The sequence below is a fragment of the Microvirga sp. GCM10011540 genome, assembly GCF_042650665.1.
GTDB lineage: Bacteria > Pseudomonadota > Alphaproteobacteria > Rhizobiales > Beijerinckiaceae > Microvirga > Microvirga lenta.
This window is the reverse complement of sequence record NZ_JBHSBQ010000124.1, coordinates 1-26,710: the sequence shown is the minus strand read 5'-3', so window position 1 is coordinate 26,710 and position 26,710 is coordinate 1. Positions and strand designations below refer to the sequence as shown.

The 26,710-nt window shown below is 58.8% G+C and carries 27 protein-coding genes; 15 read left to right on the top strand and 12 right to left on the bottom strand.

All coding sequences use genetic code 11. From position 1 onward, the window contains the following. The first annotated feature begins 24 nt into the window (after nt 1-24). The 5 genes from ACFOYU_RS18155 to ACFOYU_RS18135 are packed head-to-tail and all read left to right on the top strand — an operon-like array spanning nt 25 to nt 5,282. Nucleotides 25-951 carry a carbohydrate ABC transporter permease gene (locus ACFOYU_RS18155; protein WP_377034692.1) on the top strand — a complete coding sequence of 309 codons (927 nt, stop codon included), beginning with the start codon at nt 25-27 and terminating at the stop codon, nt 949-951. Continuing rightward, the gene (locus ACFOYU_RS18150) at nt 951-1,805 is read left to right on the top strand and encodes a carbohydrate ABC transporter permease (RefSeq protein WP_377034691.1); all 855 of its coding nucleotides are present in this window, start codon (nt 951-953) and stop codon (nt 1,803-1,805) included. Before ACFOYU_RS18155 ends, ACFOYU_RS18150 begins: the two co-directional genes overlap by 1 nt. Beyond that, complete coding sequence (gene argH / locus ACFOYU_RS18145) at nt 1,805-3,319, top strand: argininosuccinate lyase (protein ID WP_377034690.1); 1,515 nt, start codon at nt 1,805-1,807, stop codon at nt 3,317-3,319. Before ACFOYU_RS18150 ends, argH begins: the two co-directional genes overlap by 1 nt. Continuing rightward, the gene (locus ACFOYU_RS18140; RefSeq protein ID WP_377034689.1) at nt 3,319-4,389 is read left to right on the top strand and encodes an ABC transporter ATP-binding protein; all 1,071 of its coding nucleotides are present in this window, start codon (nt 3,319-3,321) and stop codon (nt 4,387-4,389) included. The genes argH and ACFOYU_RS18140 overlap by 1 nt, the downstream gene beginning before the upstream one ends. Nucleotides 4,390-4,394: 5 nt before the next feature. After that, the gene (locus ACFOYU_RS18135) at nt 4,395-5,282 is read left to right on the top strand and encodes a carbohydrate kinase family protein (RefSeq protein WP_377034688.1); all 888 of its coding nucleotides are present in this window, start codon (nt 4,395-4,397) and stop codon (nt 5,280-5,282) included. Nucleotides 5,283-5,435: 153 nt separating this feature from the next. On the opposite strand, the gene ACFOYU_RS18130 is transcribed toward ACFOYU_RS18135, so the two are convergent. The 3 genes from ACFOYU_RS18130 to ACFOYU_RS18120 all read right to left on the bottom strand — a co-directional run bounded on the left by ACFOYU_RS18130 (nt 5,436) and on the right by ACFOYU_RS18120 (nt 6,929). Continuing rightward, nucleotides 5,436-5,789, bottom strand: coding sequence for a cupin domain-containing protein (locus ACFOYU_RS18130; RefSeq protein WP_377034687.1), 354 nt, complete (start codon nt 5,787-5,789; stop codon nt 5,436-5,438). Nucleotides 5,790-5,807: 18 nt separating this feature from the next. Beyond that, on the bottom strand, nt 5,808-6,566 hold the full coding sequence (gene kduD, locus ACFOYU_RS18125; protein WP_377034686.1) for a 2-dehydro-3-deoxy-D-gluconate 5-dehydrogenase KduD: 759 nt from the start codon (nt 6,564-6,566) through the stop codon (nt 5,808-5,810). A gap of 210 nt (nt 6,567-6,776) precedes the next feature. Further along, nucleotides 6,777-6,929 (bottom strand): hypothetical protein, encoded by a 153-nt coding sequence (locus ACFOYU_RS18120; RefSeq protein WP_377034685.1) that lies wholly within the window; start codon nt 6,927-6,929, stop codon nt 6,777-6,779. Nucleotides 6,930-7,069: 140 nt separating this feature from the next. Here ACFOYU_RS18120 and ACFOYU_RS18115 point away from each other — a divergent pair, with 140 nt between their 5' ends. Beyond that, complete coding sequence (locus ACFOYU_RS18115; protein ID WP_377034684.1) at nt 7,070-7,225, top strand: FCD domain-containing protein; 156 nt, start codon at nt 7,070-7,072, stop codon at nt 7,223-7,225. Between the two features lie 226 nt (nt 7,226-7,451). On the opposite strand, the gene ACFOYU_RS18110 is transcribed toward ACFOYU_RS18115, so the two are convergent. Then, nucleotides 7,452-8,306: an IclR family transcriptional regulator gene (locus ACFOYU_RS18110; protein ID WP_226739202.1), complete on the bottom strand. Its 855-nt coding sequence runs from the start codon at nt 8,304-8,306 to the stop codon at nt 7,452-7,454. A gap of 199 nt (nt 8,307-8,505) precedes the next feature. On the opposite strand from ACFOYU_RS18110, the gene ACFOYU_RS18105 reads away from it, so the two are divergent. The 6 genes from ACFOYU_RS18105 to argE all read left to right on the top strand — a co-directional run bounded on the left by ACFOYU_RS18105 (nt 8,506) and on the right by argE (nt 15,273). Then, nucleotides 8,506-10,104, top strand: coding sequence for an ABC transporter substrate-binding protein (locus tag ACFOYU_RS18105; RefSeq protein ID WP_377034683.1), 1,599 nt, complete (start codon nt 8,506-8,508; stop codon nt 10,102-10,104). Nucleotides 10,105-10,170: 66 nt separating this feature from the next. After that, entirely contained in the window at nt 10,171-11,148 is a 978-nt protein-coding gene (locus ACFOYU_RS18100; protein WP_377034682.1) for an ABC transporter permease, read from the top strand. Then, on the top strand, nt 11,145-12,050 hold the full coding sequence (locus ACFOYU_RS18095) for an ABC transporter permease (protein WP_377034681.1): 906 nt from the start codon (nt 11,145-11,147) through the stop codon (nt 12,048-12,050). Before ACFOYU_RS18100 ends, ACFOYU_RS18095 begins: the two co-directional genes overlap by 4 nt. A 13-nt stretch (nt 12,051-12,063) precedes the next feature. Beyond that, the gene (locus ACFOYU_RS18090; protein ID WP_377034680.1) at nt 12,064-13,035 is read left to right on the top strand and encodes an ABC transporter ATP-binding protein; all 972 of its coding nucleotides are present in this window, start codon (nt 12,064-12,066) and stop codon (nt 13,033-13,035) included. After that, entirely contained in the window at nt 13,032-14,078 is a 1,047-nt protein-coding gene (locus ACFOYU_RS18085; RefSeq protein ID WP_377034679.1) for an ABC transporter ATP-binding protein, read from the top strand. The genes ACFOYU_RS18090 and ACFOYU_RS18085 overlap by 4 nt, the downstream gene beginning before the upstream one ends. A 25-nt stretch (nt 14,079-14,103) precedes the next feature. Beyond that, complete coding sequence (argE, locus tag ACFOYU_RS18080) at nt 14,104-15,273, top strand: acetylornithine deacetylase (RefSeq protein WP_377034678.1); 1,170 nt, start codon at nt 14,104-14,106, stop codon at nt 15,271-15,273. Between the two features lie 149 nt (nt 15,274-15,422). On the opposite strand, the gene ACFOYU_RS18075 is transcribed toward argE, so the two are convergent. After that, the gene (locus tag ACFOYU_RS18075; protein WP_377034695.1) at nt 15,423-15,875 is read right to left on the bottom strand and encodes a L,D-transpeptidase; all 453 of its coding nucleotides are present in this window, start codon (nt 15,873-15,875) and stop codon (nt 15,423-15,425) included. A 303-nt stretch (nt 15,876-16,178) separates the two neighbouring features. Here ACFOYU_RS18075 and ACFOYU_RS18070 point away from each other — a divergent pair, with 303 nt between their 5' ends. Then, complete coding sequence (locus ACFOYU_RS18070; RefSeq protein ID WP_377034677.1) at nt 16,179-16,895, top strand: LysM peptidoglycan-binding domain-containing protein; 717 nt, start codon at nt 16,179-16,181, stop codon at nt 16,893-16,895. A 132-nt stretch (nt 16,896-17,027) separates the two neighbouring features. After that, nucleotides 17,028-18,518, top strand: coding sequence for a phospholipase D-like domain-containing protein (locus ACFOYU_RS18065; RefSeq protein WP_377034676.1), 1,491 nt, complete (start codon nt 17,028-17,030; stop codon nt 18,516-18,518). 19 nt (nt 18,519-18,537) lie between these two features. Here ACFOYU_RS18065 and ACFOYU_RS18060 read toward each other — a convergent pair whose 3' ends face one another. The 5 genes from ACFOYU_RS18060 to ACFOYU_RS18040 form a co-directional block, all read right to left on the bottom strand. Continuing rightward, nucleotides 18,538-19,488 carry a UPF0104 family protein gene (locus ACFOYU_RS18060; RefSeq protein ID WP_377034675.1) on the bottom strand — a complete coding sequence of 317 codons (951 nt, stop codon included), beginning with the start codon at nt 19,486-19,488 and terminating at the stop codon, nt 18,538-18,540. A 136-nt stretch (nt 19,489-19,624) separates the two neighbouring features. Further along, on the bottom strand, nt 19,625-20,419 hold the full coding sequence (locus tag ACFOYU_RS18055) for an endonuclease/exonuclease/phosphatase family protein (RefSeq protein WP_377034674.1): 795 nt from the start codon (nt 20,417-20,419) through the stop codon (nt 19,625-19,627). A 64-nt stretch (nt 20,420-20,483) separates the two neighbouring features. Then, nucleotides 20,484-21,602 (bottom strand): PQQ-dependent sugar dehydrogenase, encoded by a 1,119-nt coding sequence (locus ACFOYU_RS18050; RefSeq protein ID WP_377034673.1) that lies wholly within the window; start codon nt 21,600-21,602, stop codon nt 20,484-20,486. A 155-nt stretch (nt 21,603-21,757) separates the two neighbouring features. Further along, the gene (locus ACFOYU_RS18045; RefSeq protein ID WP_377034672.1) at nt 21,758-22,351 is read right to left on the bottom strand and encodes a DedA family protein; all 594 of its coding nucleotides are present in this window, start codon (nt 22,349-22,351) and stop codon (nt 21,758-21,760) included. A 165-nt stretch (nt 22,352-22,516) separates the two neighbouring features. Next, nucleotides 22,517-23,518 (bottom strand): NADPH:quinone reductase, encoded by a 1,002-nt coding sequence (locus ACFOYU_RS18040; RefSeq protein ID WP_377034671.1) that lies wholly within the window; start codon nt 23,516-23,518, stop codon nt 22,517-22,519. 308 nt (nt 23,519-23,826) lie between these two features. On the opposite strand from ACFOYU_RS18040, the gene serA reads away from it, so the two are divergent. Then, nucleotides 23,827-25,074, top strand: coding sequence for a phosphoglycerate dehydrogenase (gene serA, locus ACFOYU_RS18035; RefSeq protein WP_377034670.1), 1,248 nt, complete (start codon nt 23,827-23,829; stop codon nt 25,072-25,074). A gap of 41 nt (nt 25,075-25,115) precedes the next feature. On the opposite strand, the gene ACFOYU_RS18030 is transcribed toward serA, so the two are convergent. Together ACFOYU_RS18030 and ACFOYU_RS18025 are read right to left on the bottom strand one after the other, a co-directional pair. Next, a complete protein-coding gene (locus ACFOYU_RS18030; RefSeq protein ID WP_377034669.1) occupies nt 25,116-25,298 on the bottom strand; it encodes a hypothetical protein in 183 nt (60 codons plus the stop codon). A 302-nt stretch (nt 25,299-25,600) separates the two neighbouring features. Further along, nucleotides 25,601-25,768 (bottom strand): efflux RND transporter permease subunit, encoded by a 168-nt coding sequence (locus ACFOYU_RS18025; protein ID WP_377034668.1) that lies wholly within the window; start codon nt 25,766-25,768, stop codon nt 25,601-25,603. Nucleotides 25,769-26,710: the final 942 nt, after the last annotated feature.

Below are 26,710 nucleotides of genomic sequence, written 5' to 3'. Positions count from 1 at the left end.
CGGAAGCTCGCGGGGATCAAACCAATGTCCGCTATCGCACATCGAGAGGCCGCCTCAGGCGGCCTCTGGTCGAGGATGAGCCTCGGCCAGAAACAGGTGATATGGGCGTGGGGTTTCCTCGCGGTTCCGCTGATCTTCTATGCCGTGATCCGCTTCTGGCCGACCTTTCAGGCTTTCTACCTCTCGATCACGGACTGGACTATCACGCGGCCTGCCACCTTCATCGGGCTGGAGAACTACAAGAGGCTGTTTGCGGATCCCCTCTTCTGGCAGGTATTCCGCAACACCTTCATGTATCTCATCCTGGGCACGCCGATCAGCCTGCTGATCTCGTTCGTCGTGGCCTATTATCTCGACCGGGTGCGGTTTATGCACTCGTTCATCCGCGCCCTGTACTTTCTTCCGTTCCTCACGACGGCAGCCGCGATGGCGTGGGTCTGGCGCTGGTTCTACCAGCCGGTCCCTATCGGCGTGATCAACGATATTCTTTCAAGCTTCGGCATCCCCCAGCAGCCCTTCCTTCGCTCGACCTCGCAGGCGCTACCGGCCGTGCTCGCGCCCGCAGTTTGGGCAGGTCTGGGTTTCCAGATCATCATCTTTCTCGCCGGCCTGCGGGCGATTCCCGTTACCTATTATGAGGCCGCGCGCATCGACGGCCTCTCAGAGGGTGCAATCCTGCGAAAGATCACCCTTCCGCTGCTCAAGCCAACCTTGGTTTTCCTGGTCGTGTTCTCGTCTATCGGTTTCCTGCGCATCTTCGACCAAGTCTACAATATCAATACGAACGATCCCGGCGGCCCCCTCAATTCGACCAAGCCCCTCGTCCTGATGATCTATCAGACGGCTTTCAGCTCCTACGAAATGGGATATGCGGCCGCTCAGACGGTGGTTCTATTCCTGATCCTGCTTGTGATCTCCCTTGTTCAACTGCGCATCATGAGAGACCGGTGATGAGAGCTTCCGCATCCTCCTCCCAAGGTCTGCCCATGCCCCGGATCAGGCCCGGCAGAATTATTGCTTGGACGCTCCTGTTGATCGGCGGCATGATCATGGTGACGCCGCTCCTCTTCATGCTGTCGACGTCTCTCAAGGATGCCTCGCAGGTCTACGATCTGCGGGTGATCCCGCAATCACCGACGTTCGACAACTACATTGAAATTCTGGGCGACGGCCGCTTCACGCGCTGGTTCGTCAACTCGATGATCGTGGCGGTTATCGTCACCGTCTCGAACGTTTTTTTCGACAGTCTGGTCGGCTACACGTTGGCGAAGTTTCGGTTCCGTGGCCGGTATCTCGTCTTCGTCGCGATTCTATCCACCCTCATGATTCCGACCGAGATGCTGGTACTGCCTTGGTATCTCATGGCCAGCCAGTTCGGATGGCTGGACAGCTACTGGGGCATCATGTTCCCAGGCATGATGACAGCCTTCGGCACTTTCCTGATGAAACAGTTCTTCGAAGGCGTGCCGGACGACTTCCTGGAGGCAGCGAGAATAGACGGGCTCAACGAGTTCACTATCTGGTGGAAAATCGCCATGCCGCTGGTGACCCCTGCCCTGTCAGCGCTCGCGATCTTTACCTTCCTGGGCAATTGGACGGCCTTCTTTTGGCCGCTTATCGTGACGACGAGCGCCGAACTCTACACTCTTCCTGTTGGCCTCTCCAGCTTCGCGGTAGAGCAGTCCATCCAGTGGGAGAAAATCATGACAGGCGCGAGCATCGCGACCCTCCCGACCCTCATCATCTTCCTGATCCTTCAACGCTACATCGTCCGAGGGGTGATGCTGGCGGGACTTAAAGGCTAATGCCAATGGCTATCGGCACTTTCAGTGACACCTCCATATTTCCGGATCCTGTCTACAAGGAAACCGTCCTTCGCCCACTCTTCGACGGGGCGAAGGATCATCATGTGGAGGGATTTCGCCGCATCGATCGGGCTCACCTTGTCATGCTCCATGACACCGGAATCCTGACAATCGAGCAGGCTCGGCCCATAGCCCAGGCTCTCGATGCCATCGACCGCGAGGTCGATGTGAGCACTTTGACCTATACCGGTGAAGTGGAGGACTTCTTTTTTCTGATCGAGAAGGAGCTCCGCGCCCGCTTGGGCCCTGATCTCGCGGGACGTCTCCACACGGCCCGCTCCCGCAACGATATCGATCATACCCTGCTCAAGATAGGTCTCAAGCAGCGGATTGATCCCTTGCTGGAACGCTTGGTACGATTGGCCGAGACCCTTGCATCGGTGGCGGAGCGGGAAAGCAGCACGTTGATCGTCGCCTACACCCATGGGCAGCCGGCACAGCCGACGGTCTTCGGCCATTACCTCTCCGCCGTTCTGGAAACCCTGCTGCGCGATATCGCCCGACTGGAGGCCGCCCGTGACATCGTCGACCGCAGCCCCATGGGAGCAGCCGCCATCACCACGAGCGGCTTTCCCATCGATAGGGACCTCATGGCCCACCTCCTCGGCTTCAGCCGCCCGCTGCAGAACTCCTATGGGTGCATTGCATCCATAGACTACATCACCTCGACTTATTCCTCGATCGAACTGATCTTCCTGCATCTTGGCCGGCTCATCCAGGATCTGCAGTTCTGGACAAGTTTCGAAGTGGGCCAAGTCTACGTTCCCAATGCCTTCGTGCAGATCAGCTCGATCATGCCGCAAAAGCGCAATCCCGTTCCCATCGAGCACATGCGGCACCTCGCATCGCAGACCGTCGGGCGGGCACAGGCCATGCTCACGATCATGCATAACACGCCCTTCACGGACATGAACGACAGTGAGGGTGAGAGCCAGAGCTTCGGTTATGGCGCCTTCGAGAGCGGTGGGCGTGTCCTCGACCTGATCACGGCCCTCATCCCGGCTCTGCGCATCAATCCCGACAGGGTTCGCCAAAACATCCGCCGCAGCTGTATCACCGTGACAGAACTCGCCGACAGCTTGGTGCGCCGTGAGGGACTTTCGTTCCGTGAAGCGCACGAGATCGCAGCGGAAGTCTCCCGCTCCGTCGTTGCCATCGGGGGAGAAATCGCGGTCGACGGCTATGAGACCTTCCGGGAGGCTTTCGAACGCTGCGCGAAGCGACAGACGACAATCGACGTTGCCCAGTTCGCCGAGATCGTCTCGCCGGAGAACTTCGTCGCTGTTCGCGACAGGTTCGGCGGACCGGCCCCAGGAGCGTTGTCCCATGCGATTGCCGGATACAATCAGGAAATCTCTGGCATGCGGAGCCGCATCCAGGAGGCGGCTCAACGTGCCCAAGCGTCGGCGCAGGATCTCCAAACCCGTTTCACCGCACTTCTCGGAGTCCGTTAATGGCGACCATTGAACTCGATCGCCTGATCAAGCGCTATGGACAGTCGACTGTTGTCCATGGGATCGACCTGTCGATACAGGATGGCGAATTCGTCGTTCTGGTCGGCCCCTCAGGATGTGGCAAGTCGACCACACTGCGAATGATTGCAGGGCTTGAGGAAATCAGCGAAGGCGAGATCCGGATCGACGGGCGCGTTGTCAACGACCTTCAGCCCAAGGACCGGAATATCGCCATGGTGTTCCAGAACTACGCAATCTACCCACATATGACGGTGGCCGACAACATCGCCTTCGGCCTCTATCGCTCCAAACTCTCGAAGAGCGAGAAACGTCAGCGCGTCGAGCAAGTCGCCGAAACGCTCGGCTTGTCTCAACTTCTGGAGCGCCGTCCTTCCGCCCTTTCGGGCGGTCAACGCCAGCGCGTGGCCATCGGCCGTGCGATGGTCCGCAATCCTGCCGCATTCCTATTCGACGAGCCCCTCTCGAACCTCGACGCTCAGTTACGCACTCAGATGCGTATAGAGATAAAGCGGCTTCATCACCGGCTCGGCACTACTTCTGTTTTCGTCACCCATGACCAAGTCGAGGCCATGACCATGGCCGACAGGATCGTGGTGATGCGCGAGGGCCGAATTCTTCAGGTCGGTACACCCCTGGAGCTTTACGAGAAACCAGTCGATGTGTTCACGGCGCGCTTCATCGGCAGCCCGACCATGAACCTGCTGCCTGCCTCCCTGCGGGACGGCGGCGCAGACCTTTCAGTCGGCGGTTCGGTTCGGGTACCGTATTCGTCGGCAACGACATCCGACATTCTGGTCGGCGCCCGCCCGCAGGATCTCGTTCCGACTGTAGCGGACCCACAGGGCCTGACCGTATCGGGCACGGTCGTGGTCGTAGAGACCTTGGGGTCTGAAACGCTCGTCCATATCGAGAGCGCGGGCCAGACCGTCATCGGCTCAGCACCGGGTCGGCAGATCCCGCGTATTGGCGAGCATATGACTCTCCATGCCTCGTCGGAAAGGCTCTACTACTTCGATAAGGCGACAGAAAAATCATTGGCGGCCCGATGAGCGGAATGCCCTTGATACCCAGCAAGGTCGCGTGCCTTGGTCGGACCTATTGCGACATCATTTTCACGGGCCTGTCTGAGATGCCCGTGCTCGGTCGAGAGCGCTTTGCACAGGATGTGACGATCGCGGCTGGAGGCGGAGCCTATATTACGGCGGCCCATCTTGCCTCTCTCGGCCGCCCGGCAGCACTCCTCACCCGCCTGGGAACCGACCCTTTATCGAGAAGCCTCGACCCTGAGCTCGAGGCCAGCGGGATCGACCTGTCCTTTGTGGAGCGCTCGGGCGATGCCGGTCCGCAGCCTACAGTCGCTCTGGTCAAGGGCGGGGAAAGAGCCTTCGTGTCCAGGCGCGCTGGTGGCTCCCGACCTTCTACCTTGGAGCAAGCTCTCTCGGCGCGTGATATCGCCCATCTGCACATCGCAGAATTTGCCACCCTCAAGGACAGCCCGGATGTGATCACCATAGCCCGGAACCTCGGCCTAACGGTTTCGCTCGACCCGAGTTGGGATGATCAGTTGATCCGTCGAGATGCAGACTTCTTCGAGCTTTGCAGAGGGGTCGACATCTTTCTCCCGAATGTCGAGGAAGGCAAAGCGCTGACCGGAGAAAGCTCAGCGGAGGCTATCCTGCGCAGCCTACAGGAGACATTTCCACTGGTTGTACTAAAGCGTGGTGAATACGGCGCAATCGCCTCTTGCGGATCGAGCTGTATTTCGGCCGAAGCGCTCCCGGTCAACGTGGTCGATACCACAGGAGCAGGTGATGCATTCAATGCTGGCTTCCTGCATTCCTGGCTCAGAACCTCGGATCTCAAGAGAAGCTTGGCGGCCGGAATTGAAGCGGGCGCCCGCTCCGTCCAATCGGCAGGCGGAGCCCCACCACGTTTATCCTAACGAGGTGCGCTCTGAGTGCACCTGCAAGCCAAACCTCTGTTGCCCGCCGGGCTGCTAGGGCAACGCTCCCAAAACCATAGACTTACCAGTTAGAGTTGGCGGCAAACGACACCTTCGAGCCCCTAGGAGAGTTTCGGCGAGGCAGACGGCGATTCATGCTGGAGGTCCGCCAACAAAGTCTTCCCGCATCGGCGTGAACACATCGACGAGAATACCTGCTTCAACTGCTACGGCACCGTGAACAGCGTTGGATGGGACCAGGAAGCTGTCACCGCGCCTCAGTCGCTCAGTGCGACCAGCAATGGTGATGTCGAAAACTCCCTCTTCGACCAAGCTGCACTGGATGTGAGAATGGGAGTGAAGCGCACCTACGGCCCCGGCTTCAAAGGCCACACGGACCATCATCACGCCAGCATCGTATGTCAGCACCTTGCGTCGGATACCCTCCCCAGCTGGTTCCCAGTCGAGATTGCTGTCGAATGCGAAGGTCTCGTCTTTGCGGTTCATCGTTCCTCCAGACCTGGTTCAGCGTGCGAGCCAGCCGCCGTCCACGGGCAGAATGATGCCATGGATGTAATCTGCCGCCGAGGACGCCAGAAACACGGCTTCACCGCCAAGGTCGGCCGGATCGCCCCAGCGTCCGGCAGGAATTCGCGCGAGAATGTCACTGCTCCGTTTTGGATCGCTGCGAAGGGCTTCGGTGTTGTTGGTGATAAAATAACCCGGCGCGATGGCATTCACATTGATGCCCTTCGCGGCCCATTCGCAGGCGAGCAGGCGTGTGAGACCCGCAAGTCCGCTCTTACTCGCGGTGTACGACGGAATACGGATACCGCCCTGGAAGGACAGAAGCGAAGCGATGTTGATGATCTTGCCGCCAGCACCATCCGCGAGCATCCGCCGCGCTACGGCCTGAGATAGGAAGAAGGTGGACTTGAGATTGATATTCATCACATCATCCCAGTCTTTTTCGCTGAAATCGATGGCATCGGCGCGCCTGATGATGCCGGCATTGTTGATTAGAATATCGATGCGCCCGCCCACCTCGGCACCCTCGGCGACAATGCGTTCAATGGGTTCGAGACTCGACAGGTCGGCCTGAATACTGTGGAATCGTGCGCCCACGTCGCGGCACCGGCGCTCCGTTTCGTCCATGGCCGAGCGGCCAACGGCTACAATCGTGGCACCGGCCTCCGCCAGCGCCACGGAAATGGCCTGACCGAGTCCTGTATTGGCTCCGGTCACGATAGCAGTCTTGCCTGTCAAATCGAAGGGGATCGTCATCGCGGCACTCCCAACGCAGTATTTCCATGGGCACCATATCCATGTCGCGGACACAAAGAAGTATCCCAGCATCCGCAATCCAGGAAATGGATCCGCCGGATATAGCGCCATGGGGTCTCGCGCCAGCCGGTCAGGGAGGCGCTTATCGGCTTAGCTCGAACCCGCTTGGTGGAAATCCAGCCACAGCGGGGAACGATGATCGTAAAGATCTCAGTCCGGAAGATGATGGAAGCCCGTTTCGTTCGTGAGGCGATTGAGACCGCCGTCGTGCGGAGGGCGTGTGTATCCCTCGACCGGCAGAGCCGACAAAGGATCGGCGATCTTCTCGAGATGCAGGAGCAGGCAGCACGGCGTGACGGCCATGCAGCGTTCCAACGTTAAGACGAGCTCTTCCATATTGCTCTTACCGAGGGAGTCGGCTGCCCGTTGGCTTGGGAGGCAATCCAGGACATTAAGGCTCATATGGACGCGTTTGCCAACTCACCCTCCCTGGCCCGGAAGCGATGCTGCCCCTGATCGACCAGCATCAGGCTTTTATGGCTGCGATCGACGCATGCGATGAGGACGCCGCCGCCGAAGCCATGCGCCGGCATCTCACGGAAATCTTAGGGGCCCTGCCTCGTGTCGAGGCCGAACATCCGGAGCTCTTCAGCGGATGATCAACTCGATGTGGGTGATCGGGTAAGCGCCAAAGACGGTTTTTAAGCGCGGCCAGGGAAAAGGTCGCTCTTCGCCCAATTCCGGATGTTTGCTGTCGACCGACAGGCCTCGAACTGGGCGCGTCAGTGCAAATCTATGAGACATGCTCGGTCAGCCGGGACGCCATCCCAACAGGCTCTCTGAGAAGTATGCCCAGCCTCCAATGGCGGCTGCCCCAGTAGAGGATTAAAAAGGCTTCCAGCCCCTCAGGGAGCGCGAGATCCGTCGCGCCGTTTCCATAACGACGGGGGCAAGGCGTTCGCGCGCTCCATCGGTGGTCCAATGCGCCGTAGATGTCGAAACACCGACGGCCGCCAAGGGACGGCCATTGCCGTCCAGGATCGGCGCGGCGACCGCAATCTCCCCAAGATTGACCTCTTCATCGACGAGGGCAAAGCCCTCCTGCAGCGCAAGCGCCAAGCGACGCTCGACCTCGACACGCTCGGTGACGGTTCGAGGCGTCCGCGCTTGGAACTCGGTACGATCGAGAATGCCGGCAAGCTCATCGGCCGGAAGCCAAGCAAGCTGCGCGCGACCGCCAGCCGTGCAAAAGGCTGGCAGCCGGCGTCCGATGGTCGACGTCGGATTCATGCGCCGCTGGCTCGGCATCCGTATGACGGCAACCACCTCCGGACCATCGAGTTCGGCGACATTGACAGTCTCTCGGCACTCGTCTCGTGCCGCGGCTACAAACGGTATGGCAACTTCATAAAGCGGACTTGCATGGAGGTAGTGATATGCAAAGTCCAGGATGCGCGCCTTGAGTCGGTATCGGCGTGTTCTCTCATCTTTTTGCAGATAGCCGAGGCGGACCAGAGTGTGCGTGATGCGCTGTGCCGCTCCCATGCTGATACCGGATCGCGCCGCGATCTCCCGCAAGCCTAGAGCATCCCAATCACCGTCGAACGCCTTCAGCACACTCAGGCCCTTGGCCAGTGAGTTGATGAAGAGAGGATCCTCCCGCGCAGTTCCATCTCCAGGATGCTTCGACGGCAGAGTGTCTGGTAGGTCCGAAGTGATTATGGACCTCTGCGATGTCATGACCAACGTCCCTCTCAAAGCTCATCTGCGGGCTTACACTTCCGCCAGCAATCCCTTGACAAGCTCGACCGTTATATTTGAGATGATCGCGTTGCGCTACACCTCTATCGCTATGCGATAACTGGTGTTTGTACTTAATAACATAAACGCAAGTCTTGTACTTAAGAGACAAGTCTCAAGAAGAGGTCCCAGAGAGGTCATGAAACACCAGACGACCGTCCTTGCCGGCGCCCTAGCCACCATGCTCCTCGCGAGCCATGCCTCGGCCGCCGAGCTCCGGATCGGCACAGCAGCCGAGCCAAGCTCACTCGATCCGCACTATCACAACCTCACACCCAACAACACGCTGCGCCGGCACATCTTTGAATCCTTGGTCGATCAGGATGCAAAGCAGCGCCTGATCCCGGCCCTGGCCGAGTCCTGGCGCACGCTCGATGACAAGACCTGGGAGTTCAAGCTCCGTAAGGGCGTGAAATTCCACGACGGGAGCGAGTTCACGGCGCAGGACTTCGTTTACACTCTCTGCCGCATCCCGAACGTAGCAAACAGTCCATCGTCGTTCACGCTGTATACCAAGGGTATCGACTCCATTGAGGTCCCCGATCCTCACACCATCATCGTCAAGACGGCCGCCCCTTATCCGCTCCTGCCTGTGGAGATGACGACTTTCGGCATCATCTCGGCCAAGGCCGCCGGCGGCGAGGGAGTCACGTTCGACAAGGCCGGCTGCAAGGCGGATTCCTGGCCCTCGACTCAGGCTTTCAACGACGGAACGCTCGCTATCGGCACCGGTCCCTTCAAGCTCGCCGAGTACCGCAAGGGCGAGCGTGTCGTACTCGAGCGCAACCCCGACTACTGGGGCGAGAAACCCGAGTGGGACAAAGTGACTTTCAGGCCGATTACCAGCGACGGGCCGCGAGTTGCAGCGCTGCTGGCCGGCGACGTTGATATGGTGGACGAACCGCCACTGCAGGATCTCGAGCGACTGCGCAAAGACCCCAAAGTTTCCGTCGTCGAGACCATGTCCAACCGCGTCGTTTATCTTGCTCTCGATCAGGCCGAGAAAACCCCGACGATCAGTGGCACCGATGGCAAGAACCCATTGCGCGACATCCGCGTTCGTCAGGCTCTCTCGCTCGCCATCGATCGCGGCGCCATCGTGAAGCGGATCATGAACAACACCGCAGAGCCGGCGGCGCAGCTTTTGGCCCCCGGACTTTTCGGGACGAACCCGGACCTGAAGGTCGCTTATGACCCGAACAAGGCAAAGCAGTTGCTCGCCGAAGCCGGCTATCCCAACGGTTTCGAGCTGACCATCGGCACTCCGAACGACCGCTACATCAACGACGAGAAGATTGCCCAGGCAGTCGCTCAGATGTACAGCCGCATCGGTATCAAGACTCAAGTGGACGCTGCCACCGTCAATGTCTTCTTCTCTCGCCGCAACAAGGGTGAGTTCAGCGTCTTCCTCGCTGGATGGAGCGCTGCGACAGGCGAAGCTTCATCACCGCTGAAGTCCCTCGTCGCCACGAGGATCAAGGAGAAGGGTTTCGGACCGACGAACTACACCGGATATTCCAATCCGAAACTCGACGACCTGCTGACCCAGGCACTCGCCACCGTCGACGACGCCGCTCGTGAAAAGCTCCTGGCCGAGGCCATGAAGGTCGTAAGCGATGACGTAGCGATCTTGCCGCTGCACTACGAAGTTACTTCGTGGGCCATGCGCAAGGGCTTGAGCTACGCGCCGCGCGCCGACCAGTACACGCTGGCGGCCTCCGTCCGCTCGGCGAAGTAACATCAATCAGCCGGGGGCGGCACATGCCGCCCTCGGCCACCCAACGCCTTCCATGTGGAATTCGAGATGCTGGTTTTCCTGATCCGGCGCATCGCCCAGAGTGCGATCGTGGTCGCAATCATGTCCGTCCTGGTCTTCACCGGCATTTTCGCGATCGGCAACCCCATTGATGTGCTGATCAGCCCCGAAGCCGACGAGATCGAGCGGGCGGCTGCCATCGCTCGTCTGGGCCTTGACCGTCCCCTGCACGAGCAGTTCTTCGCCTTCGCTGGCAATGCGCTCTCCGGGGATCTCGGCATGTCTTTCGTTCACGGCGTCCCTGCGGTCGAACTCGTTCTTGAGCGTTTTCCTGCCACGCTCGAACTGGCACTGCTCGCGATGATCATCGCCGTGCTGATTGGGATCCCGCTCGGAATCTGGGCCGGGCTTCGCCCTGACTCGCCTGCAGGGCGCATCATCATGGCGGGATCGATCCTCGGCTTCAGCCTTCCGACCTTCTGGGTCGGCATGCTCTTGATCATGGCATTCGCCGTCTCGCTTGGCTGGCTGCCGGCCAGTGGGCGCGGAGAAACCGTGGATGTGTTCGGTATACCCTTTAGCTTTCTGACGGCCGACGGTCTCAAGCACATGCTTCTGCCAGCGTTGAACCTGGCATTGTTCAAGGTATCTCTCGTGATCCGTCTGGCGCGTGCCGGCACTCGCGAGGTGGCCTTGCAGGATTACGTCCGCTTCGCGCGAGCCAAGGGCCTATCGCCAGCTCGGATCGTCGGGGTCCACATTCTGAAGAACATCATGATCCCGGTCGTCACCGTGCTCGGGCTCGAATTTGGCTCCGTGATCGCCTTCTCCGTTGTCACCGAGTCGGTGTTCGCCTGGCCCGGAATGGGCAAGCTCCTGATCGACAGCATTCTTCTTCTCGATCGGCCAGTCGTGGTCGCCTATCTTCTGGTGACTGTACTGCTCTTCATTGTCATCAATCTTGTGGTGGACGTACTCTATTCGCTGCTCGACCCTCGTATTCGCCTGGGAGGTGCCAAGGCATGACCACCGCAGCCCCCGCTTCCGCTCCTACAGTACAGACTCCTCTGAAGCGCTTCGTTGTCGAATTCTTTGACAGTCGAGTAGCCGTGTTGGGTTTAGGGCTGCTGGTGCTGGTCGTCTCTTCGGCCCTGCTCGCGCCTTGGATTGCCCCGCAGGATCCCTATGACCTAAGCAAGCTCGATATCATGAGCGGTATGCTACCCCCCGGCAGCGCCGACATGGACGGTAACGTGTTCTGGCTGGGCTCCGACGAGCAAGGCCGCGACCTGCTGAGTGCAATCATTTATGGCTTACGCACCAGCCTTCTGGTCGGCTTTTCCTCCACCGCTATGGCGCTCGCCATCGGATTGATCGTAGGCATGATCGCGGCCTACGCCGGCGGTAGTACCGATGCGACGATCATGAGGCTGGTCGACATTCAGCTGTCCTTTCCGGCCATCCTGATCGCGCTGATCCTTCTTGCCGTGCTCGGCAAGGGTGTCGACAAGGTGATCATTGCGCTGACTGCCGTGCAATGGGCTTATTACGCACGCACCGTGCGCAGTGCCGCTCTAGTCGAGCGCCGCAAGGAATATGTTGAGGCAGCCCAATGCTTAGCATTGCCGAAGCAGCGTGTCGTCTTGCACCATCTGCTGCCGAATTGCCTGCCGCCGCTCATCGTTGTGGCAACGGTGCAGGTCGCCCATGCGATCACACTGGAGGCAACGCTCTCCTTCCTGGGCGTCGGCGTACCGGTGACTCAGCCTTCGCTCGGAATGCTCATCGCATCGGGCTTCGATTACATGCTGAGCGGCGAGTTCTGGGTCAGCGTGTTCCCGGGTCTCGCTCTGCTGATCACCGTTGTCAGCATCAATCTGGTCGGCGACCAGATGCGCGACGTCCTCAACCCACGACTGCAGCATTGAGGAGATCACATTGATGCGACAGGACCCGGTGCTCGAGGTTGAGGATCTACACACGCATTTCTTCACCCGCGGTGGTGTTGCCAGGGCCGTCGACGGCGTGAGCTTCTCGCTCCACCGTGGAGAAATTCTGGGACTGGTGGGAGAATCCGGCTCCGGGAAATCGGTGACCGGTATGTCGATCCTAGGCCTCATCGATCCACCCGGCCGCATCGTCAGCGGCGCTGTGCTCTATCGGGGCGAGAATTTGGTGGCCGCGGGCGAGAAACGCCTGCGCCAGTTGCGCGGCAACCGCATCGCGATGATTTTCCAGGATCCGATGATGACGCTGAACCCGGTGCTCAGCGTCGAGACCCAGATGGTCGAGACCGTGCTCGCCCACGACAGGGTCTCGCGCGAGCAAGCTCGGGAGCGGGCGCGCGAGGCACTGGCCCGAGTGGGAATCCCTTCACCCGACGAGCGGCTCGCGGCTTATCCCCACCAGTTTTCGGGCGGCATGCGCCAACGCGTTGCCATCGCCATCGCACTGCTCCACCAGCCCGATGTCATCATCGCCGACGAGCCGACCACGGCGCTGGATGTAACGATCCAGGCGCAGATCCTGTTCGAAGTACAGAAGCTCTGCCGGGAGACTGGCACCGCCCTGGTGTGGATCACACACGATCTGGCGGTCGTGTCCGGTCTAGCCGACCGAGTCGCCGTAATGTATGCCGGTCGCATCGTTGAGACCGGCACGACCGTCGAAGTTATTGACCACGCCCGCCACCCCTATACCCATGGCCTGCTCGGCTCGGTTCCAAGCCGCAACAAGCGTGGTGAGCCGCTGGCGCAGATCCCCGGCATGACCCCATCTCTGCTCGGACTGCCCGAGGGCTGTGCCTTTCAACCGCGCTGCCCACGCGCCACCGCAGCCTGCCTGGCCTTGCCGCCTCTGTCAGGCGGGGATCACGGCTGGCGCTGCTTCCACCCGCAGGAGGCCGCCGCATGACTGTGACCACCTCTCCGCTCATGGTCGAGCCCTCTCCGATGCTTGGTAGTGAGCCCATGCTTGAACTTTCCCACCTCACCAAGCGGTTCTCAACCAAGCTTGATTTCGCCGAGCGTCTGGCAAAGCGGCTCGGTGCGAAGGTGCAAGAGTACGATATTCATGCGGTCGACGACGTGAGCCTGGCCATCGCTCCCGGCGAGGTCGTCGGGTTGGTTGGAGAATCCGGCTGCGGCAAGACCACCCTCGGCCGCATGGTCGCGGGTATCACGTCGCCGAGTTCCGGTGAATTGCTCTACAGGGGCAGACCCATAGCGACACTGCCGCCGGATGAGGCAAAGCAGGCGAAGCTCAAGATCCAAATGGTATTTCAGGATCCGATGGCCTCGCTCAATCCACGTCTGCGGGTCAGTGAAATCATTGGCGAGGCGCCACGTGTGCACGGCCTCGTCTCCCGCAGTGAACAGGCGGATTATGTCGCGGCGATCATGCGCAAAGTCGGATTGGACCCGACCTTTGCTGCCCGCTTTCCACACCAGTTCTCGGGCGGCCAGCGCCAGCGCATCGGCATCGCTCGCGCCTTAGCGGTACAGCCGGAATTTCTCGTCTGCGACGAGTCCGTGGCCGCACTTGACGTCTCGATTCAAGCGCAGATCATCAACCTGTTCATGGAGTTGCGTCGAGACCTTGGGCTGACCTACCTTTTCATCAGCCACGATCTCGGCGTGGTGGAGCACATCGCCGACCGAACGGTCATCATGTATCTCGGCCGCGTCGTCGAAATTGCCCCGACCGAGGAGCTGTTTGCTCGGCCGAACCATCCCTACAGCCGAGCCCTTCTTGAGGAGGCGCCTCGGGTCGATACGCGCAAGCGGACCTTCGCACCAATCAAAGGCGAGATCCCATCGCCCCTTCATCCGCCCACAGGCTGCGCCTTCCATCCGCGGTGTCCGAATGTAATGCCGCGTTGCAAGGTGGAGCGTCCGGCGCTGCGCAAAGTTGCATCTGGCCGCCTGTCGGCCTGCCATCTAAATGACATTCAGTGAGCCGCATTTGAATCTTGGAAAAACGATGTCCACTGACGACCTCGTCAGCCTCGACCTGATTCGCAAGCTGATCAGCTTCGACACGACAAGCCGTAATTCCAACTTGGAGCTGATCGACTATATCCGCGATTATCTGGCGGATCTCGGAGTCGAAAGCACGCTGGTCTTGGACGGAACAGGACGAAAGGCAAGCCTTTACGCCACGATCGGGCCGCAGGATCGAGGCGGCATCCTCCTGTCAGGTCATACCGATACGGTTCCGGTAGACGGTCAGGATTGGCAGAGCGACCCTTTCACCCTCACCCGCCGCGGTGATCGCCTCTTCGGCCGGGGCACGGCCGACATGAAGAGTTTTCTGTCGATCGCCCTCGCGTTCGCCCCAGCATTCGCCAAAGCCGATCTGAAGACGCCGATCCACTATGCCTTTTCCTACGATGAGGAAGTCGGCTGCGTCGGGGTCCGCCCCTTGATCGCTCATTTGAACACGCTACCCGTGCGCCCGCGCATGGCAATCATCGGTGAACCTACCGAGATGCAGATCATCTGCGCCCATAAGGGGAAGCTGGCGATGCGCTGCCGGGTGCAAGGAAAATCCTGCCATTCCTCTCTCGCACCACAGGGCGTGAACGCGGTCGAATACGCGGCGGAATTGATTACTTACTTGCGCAGCATGGCCCGGCGCATCGCGGAAGCGGGACCGTTCGATGAAGGATTCGACGTTCCTCACACCACCGTACATACGGGCGTGATCCATGGCGGCACGGCGCTGAACATCGTGCCGTCGGAATGCGAATTCGATTTTGAGTTCCGCCACCTCCCGCTGCAGGATCCGAACACCCTGTTGGGTGAAGTGCAGCGTTTCGCTCACGAGGTTCTGGAACCACAGATGAGGGCGGTCGCACCGGAGGCAGGCTTTTCCTGGCGAGAACTGTCTGCGACACCAGCTCTCGATGTGGCGCCAGAGGACGAGGTCGTTACGCTTGCGAAGGCACTTGCTGGGCAGAATGGCCAGTCCAAAGTTGCCTTCGCCACCGAGGCGAGCTTGTTTCAGAAGTCCGGCGGCATCCCATCCGTTGTCTGCGGACCCGGCAACATTGCCCAAGCGCACAAGCCGAATGAATTCATCGAGTTGAGCGAGGTCGCCAAAGGAGAGGACTTCATGCGCCGTCTGCTCCAGGTCGTGACTGCGGACTGAGGTCCTTCAGCGCCAACTGAAAATGGACCCTGTATTCGGGGGCTGCCCGTAGCCCGCATTAGGCATATAGGCTCTTTCCTGGACACGACCGTGGTTGCTGGAGTAACGCGTAGCAGGAGTGCGGGTGGAGCGCGCAGCCCTCGGGGGAGTTACGGACTTGACGGTTCGTACATGTGACTTTTCCGAGCCATTCTACCGGGCTCTTTACCTCGGACGACGATCTTCGTGTTCCTCATTCCCTCCTTCCGGACAAGAGCAAAAAGCTTGGCCGCGTTGGAGGGCGACAGGCGAATGCAGCCATGCGAGGCTGGAGAGCCAAGCCTTCGGATCGCGTGGCTCCCATGAATGGCGTGCCCCCGATGGGTAAAGAAGATCGAGTGCGGCATAGGCGCTCCGTCCCATTCTTTGGACGCATGGTCTTTTACGAGCCGCGAGGGAGTAAAAGAGCCGGTGGGTGTGGCGTAGCCCTTCCGCCCGGTGGAGACAGGCCAGGAATAGCGCCTTTTGCCATCGATCAAGACGGACATGCGCTGAGCAGATTTGTCCACTTTAATGAGGACATCCGCTCTGACAGGACTTGTTCCAGCGGCGAATATCCCCATGGCGAGCAGAGCAAATAGACATAAGAAGCGCATGAATAAGGAACCTCTTTAGACGGAGAATTGGTTCAGCCATTCCTGATACGCTTCTTGTGAGGTGAGGTTCCGTGAATTTACTCCCGTTCACAAAACTGTGCAGGGGGCGCAGAGTTGAGCCGCCCGACCGAATGAACGCCGTGCGACTGAACCCCACCCGCAACGAATCCGAGCTTAACTGGTTATATCTGCAAGGATTTTGGCTCCTGCTGCGCTCATACGGCTCGTCCAGACGGTTTGCAGCAACTGCTTCGTTTCGAGGATGTGACCATGAATGTCCGTCAGTTTGCCCTTTCTTCCGCCCTGGTCGCTTTTCTGGGCACATCGCCGGGATTGGCGCAGGAGGCCCGGCCAATCTGTGGCGACACGGCTGTTGTGAAGCGCTCCGACACCCTCAGTAGCATCGCGGACCGCTGCGACACGACGGAAGCAGCAATTCTGCGTTCGAATCCCGGAATTGAAGGGTCGAACGACCTCCAAGTTGGGAGCAAAATCAATCTGCGCTCAAGCACTTCATCGTCTCAGGAGACAACGGAACGTTTGAGGTCCCTCGCCCGCGAGACCGGCAACGCCTTGACCGACATGGCTCAGGAGCTTGGGGCTTCGGTAGACGACCTTCTGAACAAGAACCCGGACCTGCAGCAGCGTCTGAGGCGACTAGGTGATCGCTTCAACATTCCTGGAGTAGACGCCGACAAGGCTCAGGTTTCGCTAACCCCTGAAAGCGGGTCCGCCGGCTCAACTGTTACGGTCTCAGCTACAGGGTTGCCTCCCGACAGGCCGGTCGCCATCGGCGGCGGCGCTCCTCGTTCAGCTTATGAGGTCCTCGACAACGCCCGCACCACTGCGGAAGGAACGTTTCAAGCGAGCGTGAAGATTCCTGAATGGGCCAGCGATTATGATCGATTTGTATTGACGATCGCAGACACGGAGGGCGAATGGAAAGTGCGCTCGGCTCCGTTCCAGATCACTGGCGGCAAGCTTTAGCGGATATGGTCCCTCTCCACAGGTCATTGGAACGGAGAAGTGAATGATCTGCGTCGCACCTCAGCCAGCTTCAGTCGTTGTGAGATAGCGGCTGCGTAGAACTGACTTACGTCATAGATGAGGAAAGGTCGCGTGCAGTTGTCGAACCACACTCGGGATTACTTGGATATCCACCAACGAGTTGGCGGAGATTCAGGATTCGAGTGGAAGATCCTCAAGCCAGGACAGAACTGCTGGCGCGTTCCGGCGTGTCAGAGAGCTGCAGCGCTGATCGACGGCGCCTCCTACTTCAGCCGATTGGAGGCCATGCTCCGCGAAGCGCGCAGGTCGATTCTCATCCTTGGCTGGGATTTCGACGGCAGTATCAGGTTGCGGCCGGATGCGTGTCCTGAAGATTCACCGCCGCTTGGTCCTCTTCTCCGTTCGCTTCTCGAGGATGAACCGGAGCTTGAAATCCGAATTCTGGTGTGGAGTCTCGCAACGATCCACGCCCCGAGCGCACCAGCGCCTCTTCTTCTGGGTACTGAGTGGCAGGACCATCCGCGGCTTCATCTCCGCCTGGACGCTCACCACCCGATCTATGCTGCGCACCATCAAAAGATCGTCTGCATCGACGATGCTGTTGCGTTTGTAGGCGGTATGGACCTCACGATCGAACGCTGGGATACGATGAGACATGCGGTGGATGACCCACACAGGGTAAGATCCGACTCTCAACCCTACTGTCCTGTGCATGATATCCAGATGGTTGTTGACGGCGAGGCGGCAAAGAGCGTTGCAGAACTGGCACGCTGGCGCTGGGCAGCCGCTACCGGCGAAACACTCGCTCCTGTACACTCAAGGGAGGAGCTTTGGCCGGCCGATTTGGCACCTGATTTTGCCGATGTTCCGGTTGCAATCGCCCGTACAATACCTGCTTGGGACGGCGAAGCGGCAGTTGAGGAGGTGGCAACCCTCACGGCCGATGCTCTCTCCGCAGCGAGAGAAACGATCTACATCGAGGCGCAGTATATGACTGCTCCCTATGTAGGGAAAATTCTTGCCAGCCACCTGTCGAGATTCGACGGCCCGGAAGTCGTGATTGTCATGACTTATGAATCGCATGGACTTGCCGAGCGGCTCGTCATGGGCAGCAACCGCGATCGGCTCATTCGCCGCCTGAAGAATGCCGATCGGTATGATCGGCTGCGGATCTATTATCCCTGCGTATCTACCCCTAGCGGGGAACACAGGCAGGTTCTGGTCCACTCTAAGCTTATCATTATCGATGATTGTTTCCTGCGGATCGGGTCGTCGAACCTGAACAACCGATCAATCGGCCTCGATACTGAATGCGACCTTGCCATAGAGGCCAGCGAATCATCGACACGACAGGGTATTGCCAAGCTCCGTGAGCAACTTCTGGCGGAACATCTGGATGTGCATCCGGAACTGCTGGCAAGCACGATGGAGGCGGAGAAGTCTCTCATCCGAGCCATCGAAGCTCTAAACCACAGACCCCGTTGCTTGCGTCCATTCGAAGCCATGTTCACAAGGGGACCGTCTCGTCCAGCCCTTGGCACGCATCTGCTGGACCCGGAAAAGCCTTTCGAGCCTCTTTGGTTCCTTCGCAGCAAGCGCTGAAGAGCACCGGCAAAACTGATCAGCTAGAGATCCCTCCTTTATGTGGCATCGACAACTTTCTGCTGCGAAGAGCAATCTCGCTCAGTGCAAAAGAAAGACTGCCGAGCGCAAGAGGGATCAAGAAATATACCACACGAAAGACAATAAGAGAGCCGATCAGATCAGCTTGCGGCAACAGATACATGACGACGCTTTCGATAACCCCTAAGCCGCCTGGAACATGACTGATCAGCGCCGTGGTATTCGCGATGACATAGACTGAGGCTACCCCGATATAGGCAACGTCCGCCACGGCAGCTATGGCTTGGTAGAGACAGGCTGCGACGAAGGCGAAATTGGCCGAACCAACCAGGACCTGAGCAATCGCCAGGTGCAGAGGAGGCGCCTCAAAAGATAAGTTTCGGATTTTCAACGGCCGCCGAACGAAAGCTGCAACGACCAAATAGCTTGCTACAGCAGCAAAACATGCCCAACCAAGCGCAAGCACGACGAGCAGGTTGAGCCCGGTGATTTTCTGCGCGAGTTCAGGGCGGAGCAGCAGAGCCGAACCTCCAAGCGCGGTCATTCCGAGCCCAACGGTGACACCGCAGAACAGGATGAGCTTGGCAACTTGGCTGACGGTCAGTCCCCAGCGCGAATAAAACCGGTACCGCACGGCTCCACTGCTGAGAAACGCCAAACCTATATTGTGACCTAGAGAAAGACTGGTGAACGAAGCAAGTGCCGCTTTGGGATAAGAGAGCGGCCGGCCAACATACCTGAGAGCTAGATAGTCGAAACCCGTCAAGCAAAGGTAACTTGCTGCCGCACAGGCTCCGGCCAGCGCAAGCCTGAATAATGGAACAGCTCCAACAGAAGCGACGATCTGGTCGAAACTATATCGACTGAGCGTCCGGTAGAGCAGGAAACCTGCGAGTGCCATGGCCGCAGCTGTGACGAGTGGCGCCCAGCGTCGGGACAGGCTGTGCATCCCTCCTCCCGAGACGCTGTGGCCTCGTTCGCCCTCCTCTCTCAAGGTTGCGCACGTTCGCTCCGTCTGCACTGATCAGCCCTACGCTTATGTCACCTTCCAAGAGCACAACGCCGAAGCCTGGCTAGATGTCCATTCAGCAGACTGTCTCGATCCCTCCTTTCGGTACATTTCCTACCTCGCGCACCACATGCATCCGTTGTACGACACGGAATTCGATGAGAAGCGGCAGGTGGTCAGACGCGACCCGCGCGAGCGGTGAACGGACGGCTTCGGCTCTGAGAACCTCGATTGCTCGACTGACGAAGACATGATCGATGCGCAGCATCGGCATTCTGCCAGGGAATGTCGGTTGCGGTCGGCGTACATGAGGAGCGGCTTGCGCATCCGACAAGTGCCCTGCCAATCGCTGGTAGGCACGAGATCGAGGGATTGCATTGAGGTCGCCAGCAAGAATCACCGGTTCCCGACACGCCGGATGACCAAGCCATTGGGGGCCGAGAAGGGCATCGACCTGTGCAAGCCGCTCCGCCCTGCGCAGCCCCAGATGCGTGTTGACGATCTGTAGATCCGCCCCTCCGATGTTGACTGAAGCCCAGAGCGCTCCTCGCGGTTCAATCGCGGGACGACCTGCCAAACCGGGAAGCCTCCCCGCTCGGACTAAGTACGACGGCCGGTGCGTCAGGATTGCGTTGCCGTACTCCTCGTCCATCACCTTTATCGCGGCATGGAAGTGCATCTGCATACCGAGAGCCCGCGCGATGACATGAGCCTGATCGACTCCGCCGGTTCGAGCTCGCCTCACGTCGAGTTCCTGAAGTGCAACGATATCGGGCTCATAGGCAGCAATGACATCGGCAATTCGGGATGGAGACAGTTGGCCATCCGTGCCCAGACAGCGATGCACATTGTAGGTCAGTATCCGAGGCACTGGCCGGCCATCCCTCCTCGCCACCGCTTCGGTTGAACCGGCCGCACAATGTCTCGTTCAGATTTCAACGGCTGACCGCAGGTGTAAGACGCAGTATCTCCCCACTGCTCTCGTCGGTTACCACGTATATGGCTCCATCAGGCCCCTGCTGTACTTCCCTGATCCGCTGATTGAGGGAAATCCTCTCCTCATCGGTAACTTGACGGCCATCGAGCGTAAGCCGCACGATACCCTGTGCCGACAACCCGCCGATCAAAAGCGAACCGCGCCAGTCGGAGAAGAGATCCCCGGTATAGAACGTCATCCCCGAAGGCGAAATCACCGGCGTCCAATGATGGATCGCTTGCGCGAGCTCCGGTCGGGTGGGCGGATCCGGAATATCCGTTCCGTCATAATGCCGCCCCCAGCTCACCACGGGCCAGCCATAGTTCTTGCCAGCCTCAGGAATGTTTAGCTCATCACCGTTTCGAGGCCCCATCTCCGCAATCCAAAGGGTGTTGGAGTCCGGCTGCAGGGCAGCAGCCTGAATATTGCGGTGTCCATAGGACCAGATCTCCGGTCGGGCATTCTGGCGTCCCACAAAGGGATTGTCCTGCGGCACTGATCCATCGGGATTGATGCGAACGACAGCGCCAAGATGATTGGTGAGATCTTGGGCAGGATCGAACTTGAACCGTTCGGCGAGGGTAACGAAGAGTTTGCCGTCAGGCGCAAAGGCAAGGCGCGAACCGAAATGCTTGGAGCCGCTCACCTTTGGCTGCTGCCGGAAGATGACCTGCACATCCTCAAGCCTGTTGTCGACGAGGCGTCCTCGTGCGACGGCCGTGCCGGCTCCTCCTTCTCCCTCCTCGGAAAAGGAGAAATACAGCTGTTGGTTCTCCTGGAAATCGGGGTCCAGCGTTATATCGAGCAAGCCGCCTTGGCCCTCAGAATAGATTTGCGGCAGACCGTCCAAAGGCTCCGACAGGCGGCCATCCTGGGAGACGATTCTCAGACGTCCAGGACGCTCTGTGACAAGCATACGACCGTCGGGCAGGAACTCGAGAGCCCATGGATGGTCAAGGTTTCCGGCAACCGTCTCCACCTTGATCCGCCCAGAGGGCGTGTCCACAACCTTCTCTTGAGCGAAGGCCGCTGCAGGCACAATGAGAGCAGCCAAGATCAAGGAACTGAGCGGGCGCATCGCAGCCTCCTCCCGTCTTTGGAGCAGATCAGTCGGAACGACAACCCGTATACGCACCTTAGGTTCGCACGGCTGGATGAACAAAGGCGTGAAGTCGCCGATCGCCCCGATGACTGTGCCTCTGCTCGCGCCTGCCGCTCAGACTGGCTGTAGGCTCATGAGTGAAATCGCACGACCCGATAGATGTACCAGACGACCAGAGCAGCGACGATCACGTTCGATACAGGGTTCACCCATTCGGAAACGAGCTGGTACTGGCTCTGAAGCAGATACCCTGCTCCTGCGAGAAGTGTAGTCCAGAGAGCCGTCCCTAGGGAGGACCACAGCAGAAATGTGGAGAGCGGAAGACGCTCGATACCGGCAGGAACGGAAATCAATGTCCTGATTGTCGGCAGCAGGCGTCCTGCGAACAGTGCCATAGCCTTATGCCTCTTGAAAAAGGCACGGGCTTGATCGACCTCGTCAGGGTGCAGGGTAAGCCACCGTCCGTGCCGCTTGGCGAATTTCTTGAGGCGATCCGGGCCAATAGCGTATCCGATCCAGAACCAGACGAGACCGCCTGCAAGGGATCCTGCGGTTCCGGCCAAGATAACGCCTCCGATGTGCAGAGTTCCTTTGGCTGCCGAAAAGCCCGCCAGCGGCATGATGAGTTCGGACGGGATCGGCGGGAAGACATTCTCCAGGAACATAAGGAGAGCGACGCCGAGATAGCCGCTCGCTTCAATGAGGCGTACAATCCAGTCGAACACAGGCGGGAATCCTTCAATAACCTGTCAGGTAAGGCACTTACTGCGACTGCCGGCCCAGACCTAATGCTCGATATCTGTTCAGATTCTTGACCGTTTCAACCGTTCGGAACGTCATGGCTTCCACTGTACTGAGGTGAATACCTCAGCTGGATATCAGGTTCGGGATCAGCTCACCGTAACGACAATTTTTCCGACGGTACGCCCCGTCTCCAACGCTTCATGTGCCTCGACAATCCGGTCAAGCGTGAATCGCGCGCCGATATTGTGTTTCAACTTGCCGGCTCGTAGGGCATCATCCGTTGCCTGGATCGCCTCCCTATGCGCGGACTCGCCCATGACGTAAACCAGGACGAACCGCACGGTTGCGTCAAGACCGGCAAGCGGCCAAAACGGAAGTGGGGGCACTGGGACCTCGTCCGAAGCATAAGAGGCAATGACTCCACGTGTTTTCAGCACCTTCAGTGAGGTCTCCAGGTTAGCTCCGAACGCCACGTCGACGATGCGGTCAACGCCACGCCCATCCTTGCTCCCTGTGATCTCGGAAATGCGGCCGGCGACGTTCTCCTCTCGACGATTAATAATATAGTCGGCACCGGCATCCCGAGCGACCTTAGCCTGCTCCTCGCGGCTGACGGTAGCAATCACTTGCGCCCCTCCAAGCTTGGCAAACTGAATTGCATAGTTGCCGACCGCGCCAGCGCCTCCTGTAACCAGGACGGTTCTCCCTTCGACAGAACCATCTGCGAAGACACATCGGTGAGCTGTCAGCGCCGGAACCCCGAGACAGGCTCCTTCCTCGAACGATACCTCCTGGGGGAGAGGTACCGCATTCTTAGCGGGAACAGCCACATACTCCGCTGCGCACCCGAAGGGGCGCCCAAGCTGAGCTTCGTAAATCCACACACGCTCTCCGACTCGCGCCGGGTCCAACCCCTCTCCTACCTCTTCGATCACTCCTGCGCCGTCCTGGTGCGGAATGATCAAAGGCCAGGGATTAGGCCTTGCACCGGCGCCCATGCGAGACTTCGTGTCGGACGGATTTATGCCTGTGGCGTGAACACGGACCAGCACCTCGCCCGGCATCGCAATCGGAGCTTCCATCTCACCAACCTTGAGCACCTCACGCGCCGCTCCTCTTTTGTCATACCAGGCGGCTTCCATTTTCATATCCGATCACTTCCTGTTGAGCGCGCCTTCTGCCCATCAACTGCCGGTTTTGAATCTGGTTTCCATCTGGGCCGCTTCGAGAGCTGGCAGCCGATTTGGCTTTTGGAAGGAATAAATGAAAGGCGGAACAATTCCGACCTCACGCACCGTTCTGTCAGGGAATGTAGGCGAAGCTCAGGATTGCCTCGCCACCCTCTGCGCGAGATCGTGGCAGAGGTGCCGAAAGCGTTAACGCGTGGTATCCAGCTACCGAAGGACGTTCCGCTATGACGTCCAGGGGTAACGCGCCAAAGTATGATGGAGCCACCATGAAGGAATTGTTCTCTCTTCGAAAAGATAAGATACGCATACTTCTGCTCGAGGGTGTGAACGAGAGTGCCGTCGATCTTATCCGGTCAGCTGGTTACACAAATCTGACGACACTCAAGACGGCTCTCGACAGTGATGCCCTCACTCAGGCTCTCGACGGCGTTCATATCCTCGGGATACGCTCCCGAACCCAGCTCACGAGAGAGGTGATCGCATCAGCGAACAGACTCGTTGCTGTGGGCTGCTTCAGTGTTGGCACCAATCAGGTCGATCTCGACGCGGCGCGAGCGGCCGCAATACCGGTTTTCAACGCCCCCTTTTCCAACACCCGCAGCGTCGCGGAGCTGGTGATCGGAGAGATCGTGATGCTTTTGCGTCGTATCTTTCCTAGATCATCGGCTGCACACGCCGGTATATGGGACAAATCGGCTACCGACAGCCATGAACTTCGAGGTAAGACGCTTGGCATCGTCGGCTATGGCAATATCGGCTCGCAGCTCTCCAACTTGGCAGAAGCCATGGGGATGCGCGTGATCTTCTATGACCAGACCGACAAGCTGCGCCACGGCAACACTGAACCTGCGGCCAGCCTGCATGCACTGCTAGGCCAAAGCGACGTCGTAAGCCTGCACGTTCCGGAAACGCCAGCTACCCATGGCATGATCGGTCCCGCTGAGCTGGCAGCGATGAAGAAGGGTTCCTACCTCATCAATAACAGTCGCGGAACAGTCGTCGATCTCGATGCGCTTGCGGCTGCTTTGAGGAATGGACACCTCAGAGGAGCTGCCGTGGATGTTTTCCCTGTTGAGCCCCCATCCAACAAGGACCGCTTTCAGACTCCGCTGCAGGGTATCGAGAACGTCATCCTGACACCTCACATCGGCGGCTCCACCGAGGAGGCGCAGGAACGCATTGGTGTAGAGGTTGCAAAGAAGCTGATCGATTACTCGGATGTCGGCGCAACCACCGGAGCTGTGAACTTCCCGCAAGTTCAGCTGCCTCCGCGGCTAGCGGGAACTCGGTACATCCACGTCCACAGAAATGTGCCTGGTATGTTGGGACGCCTGAACGATGCCTTCTCGCGGCGTGGCCTCAATATTACGGCTCAGTATCTGCAGACCGAAGGCGACATCGGCTACGTTGTCATCGAAGCGGAGGGACTCCCAGAACAAAGTCGTGAAACGCTTGATGAAATCCGCGCCTTGGAGGGCACTATTCGGGCACGCCTGCTCTATGCACGAGGGTAGCCACGGAACTGAATTTCTGGCGCGAGGCATGCCGAAATCCATCAAGATTTCGGCATTTGCTCATCTTCCACTTTGATTGCAGGAGCAGGGATCGAATCGGAACTACGGCCGCCTTTGGCTCTACCCGCCTTTCCCCCTGCCGCACGTCGGCTGCTGCTCAGGCTCACGTTGCCTAACCCGTCCTTGTCCTCAGCTCGATCGATCTCCTTTTTCTTTCCGGGCATAGCTGCGCTCCTTCAAATCTGCCTCTTCAAGTCAGAACGGCGATCAGCAAGTCTGGTTCGAGGACGCTCGTTAAGGACAACATAACAAATACTACTGCCGCATCTCGATAGGTCATGAAGAGGTGATCCGATCGCTATCGGCAGTGACTGCCATATCCACCGATGCTTTTGATTCTCTTGCCAGGCGCATTCTCAGCCATTCGGATGTGCGCGCCAAGGACCAACATCGGGGGGGTCAAAAGGAGCGTTAGCAGCGTAGCGAAAGTCAGACCACCCGCGATAGCGCTCGACAGCTCCGTCCACTACTGTGTTGATAGGGCGCCGATAGCCACACCTCTGTTGACGAGATCGATGTTGACGGCCAGCACCATCGGCATCAATCCAAGCACGGTCGTGACAGAGGTCAGAAGCACCGGGCGGAGGCGCTGCGGCATTGCTTCGCCTGCGGGCTTAGCCGATTGGTCGCCCATATTTGTCCATCATAACTGACACTGGCTGTTCTGAGCTCAATCCTCGACCCCAGCAATAGGCCAACCCTGTACGCGGACAATGCGCTGCAGGTGCTTTATGCTCGGGATTCGAGCATTCAGGCTCAGCTGTCGTCAGAGTTGTCGGCCGCCGTGTGGCGCTCCGGGGGGCTGAGCAACAACCTCGACAAACCCTATAAGCGTGTCCATTATGCGTTGGCTAGCAGGCATCCTCTCGGCAGGAATTAGCGCGGGCGAGAAAAGGCAAGCACACCCTAAACGGTTCCGACTGCTACAAACTGCAGCCGAGGGAGCGAGATGAGAACTTCATCCCGCTCGTAGTCCAGGTTCCCGCTGGTATCATTTTACCCTTGCCAGCGTGCGTATGGCAGACCTTGAAACCTACTTCTTGCTCGGCATTGCACGCTCGGAACGCCGACACAATGGGATTAGAGAACTGCCCTGGAAACGGCGGAGAGTTAAACTCCTATCGGTCGGCACTCAATCCGTGGGTCACCATGAGCAATGCAGTTATTCACGTCTCCTGAAGTTGCGCCTGACCGAAAACCTGTTGGCGCTCCCATCCGCAATAGGATGGAAGAAGTCTACAACTCCTAGAAAGATGACAAAGGAAGCAAGGAAGACGCCAGCGAACAAGACCACTATCGAAAGGGCGTTCATAGCACTACCTCAATAGAGTGATTGATAGGATTATGAACCCTGTCCAACATGTTCGGCAACCTGACTCAAAGCAGTAATACTTTTGCGCAGGACGCACTCTGCGTAACTTTCGCAACTCCTATTCAAATTTGCTGTGTCACTAGAGGGTGTCTGGAAATTAAGCTGCGGCATGGACTAATCTTTTGGTCATGAGGCGGCACATAGCGAGATAAATCCACGTCTCGGTGGTCGACGGCAGGCCCTCCCAGTCCTTGGCCAAGCGGC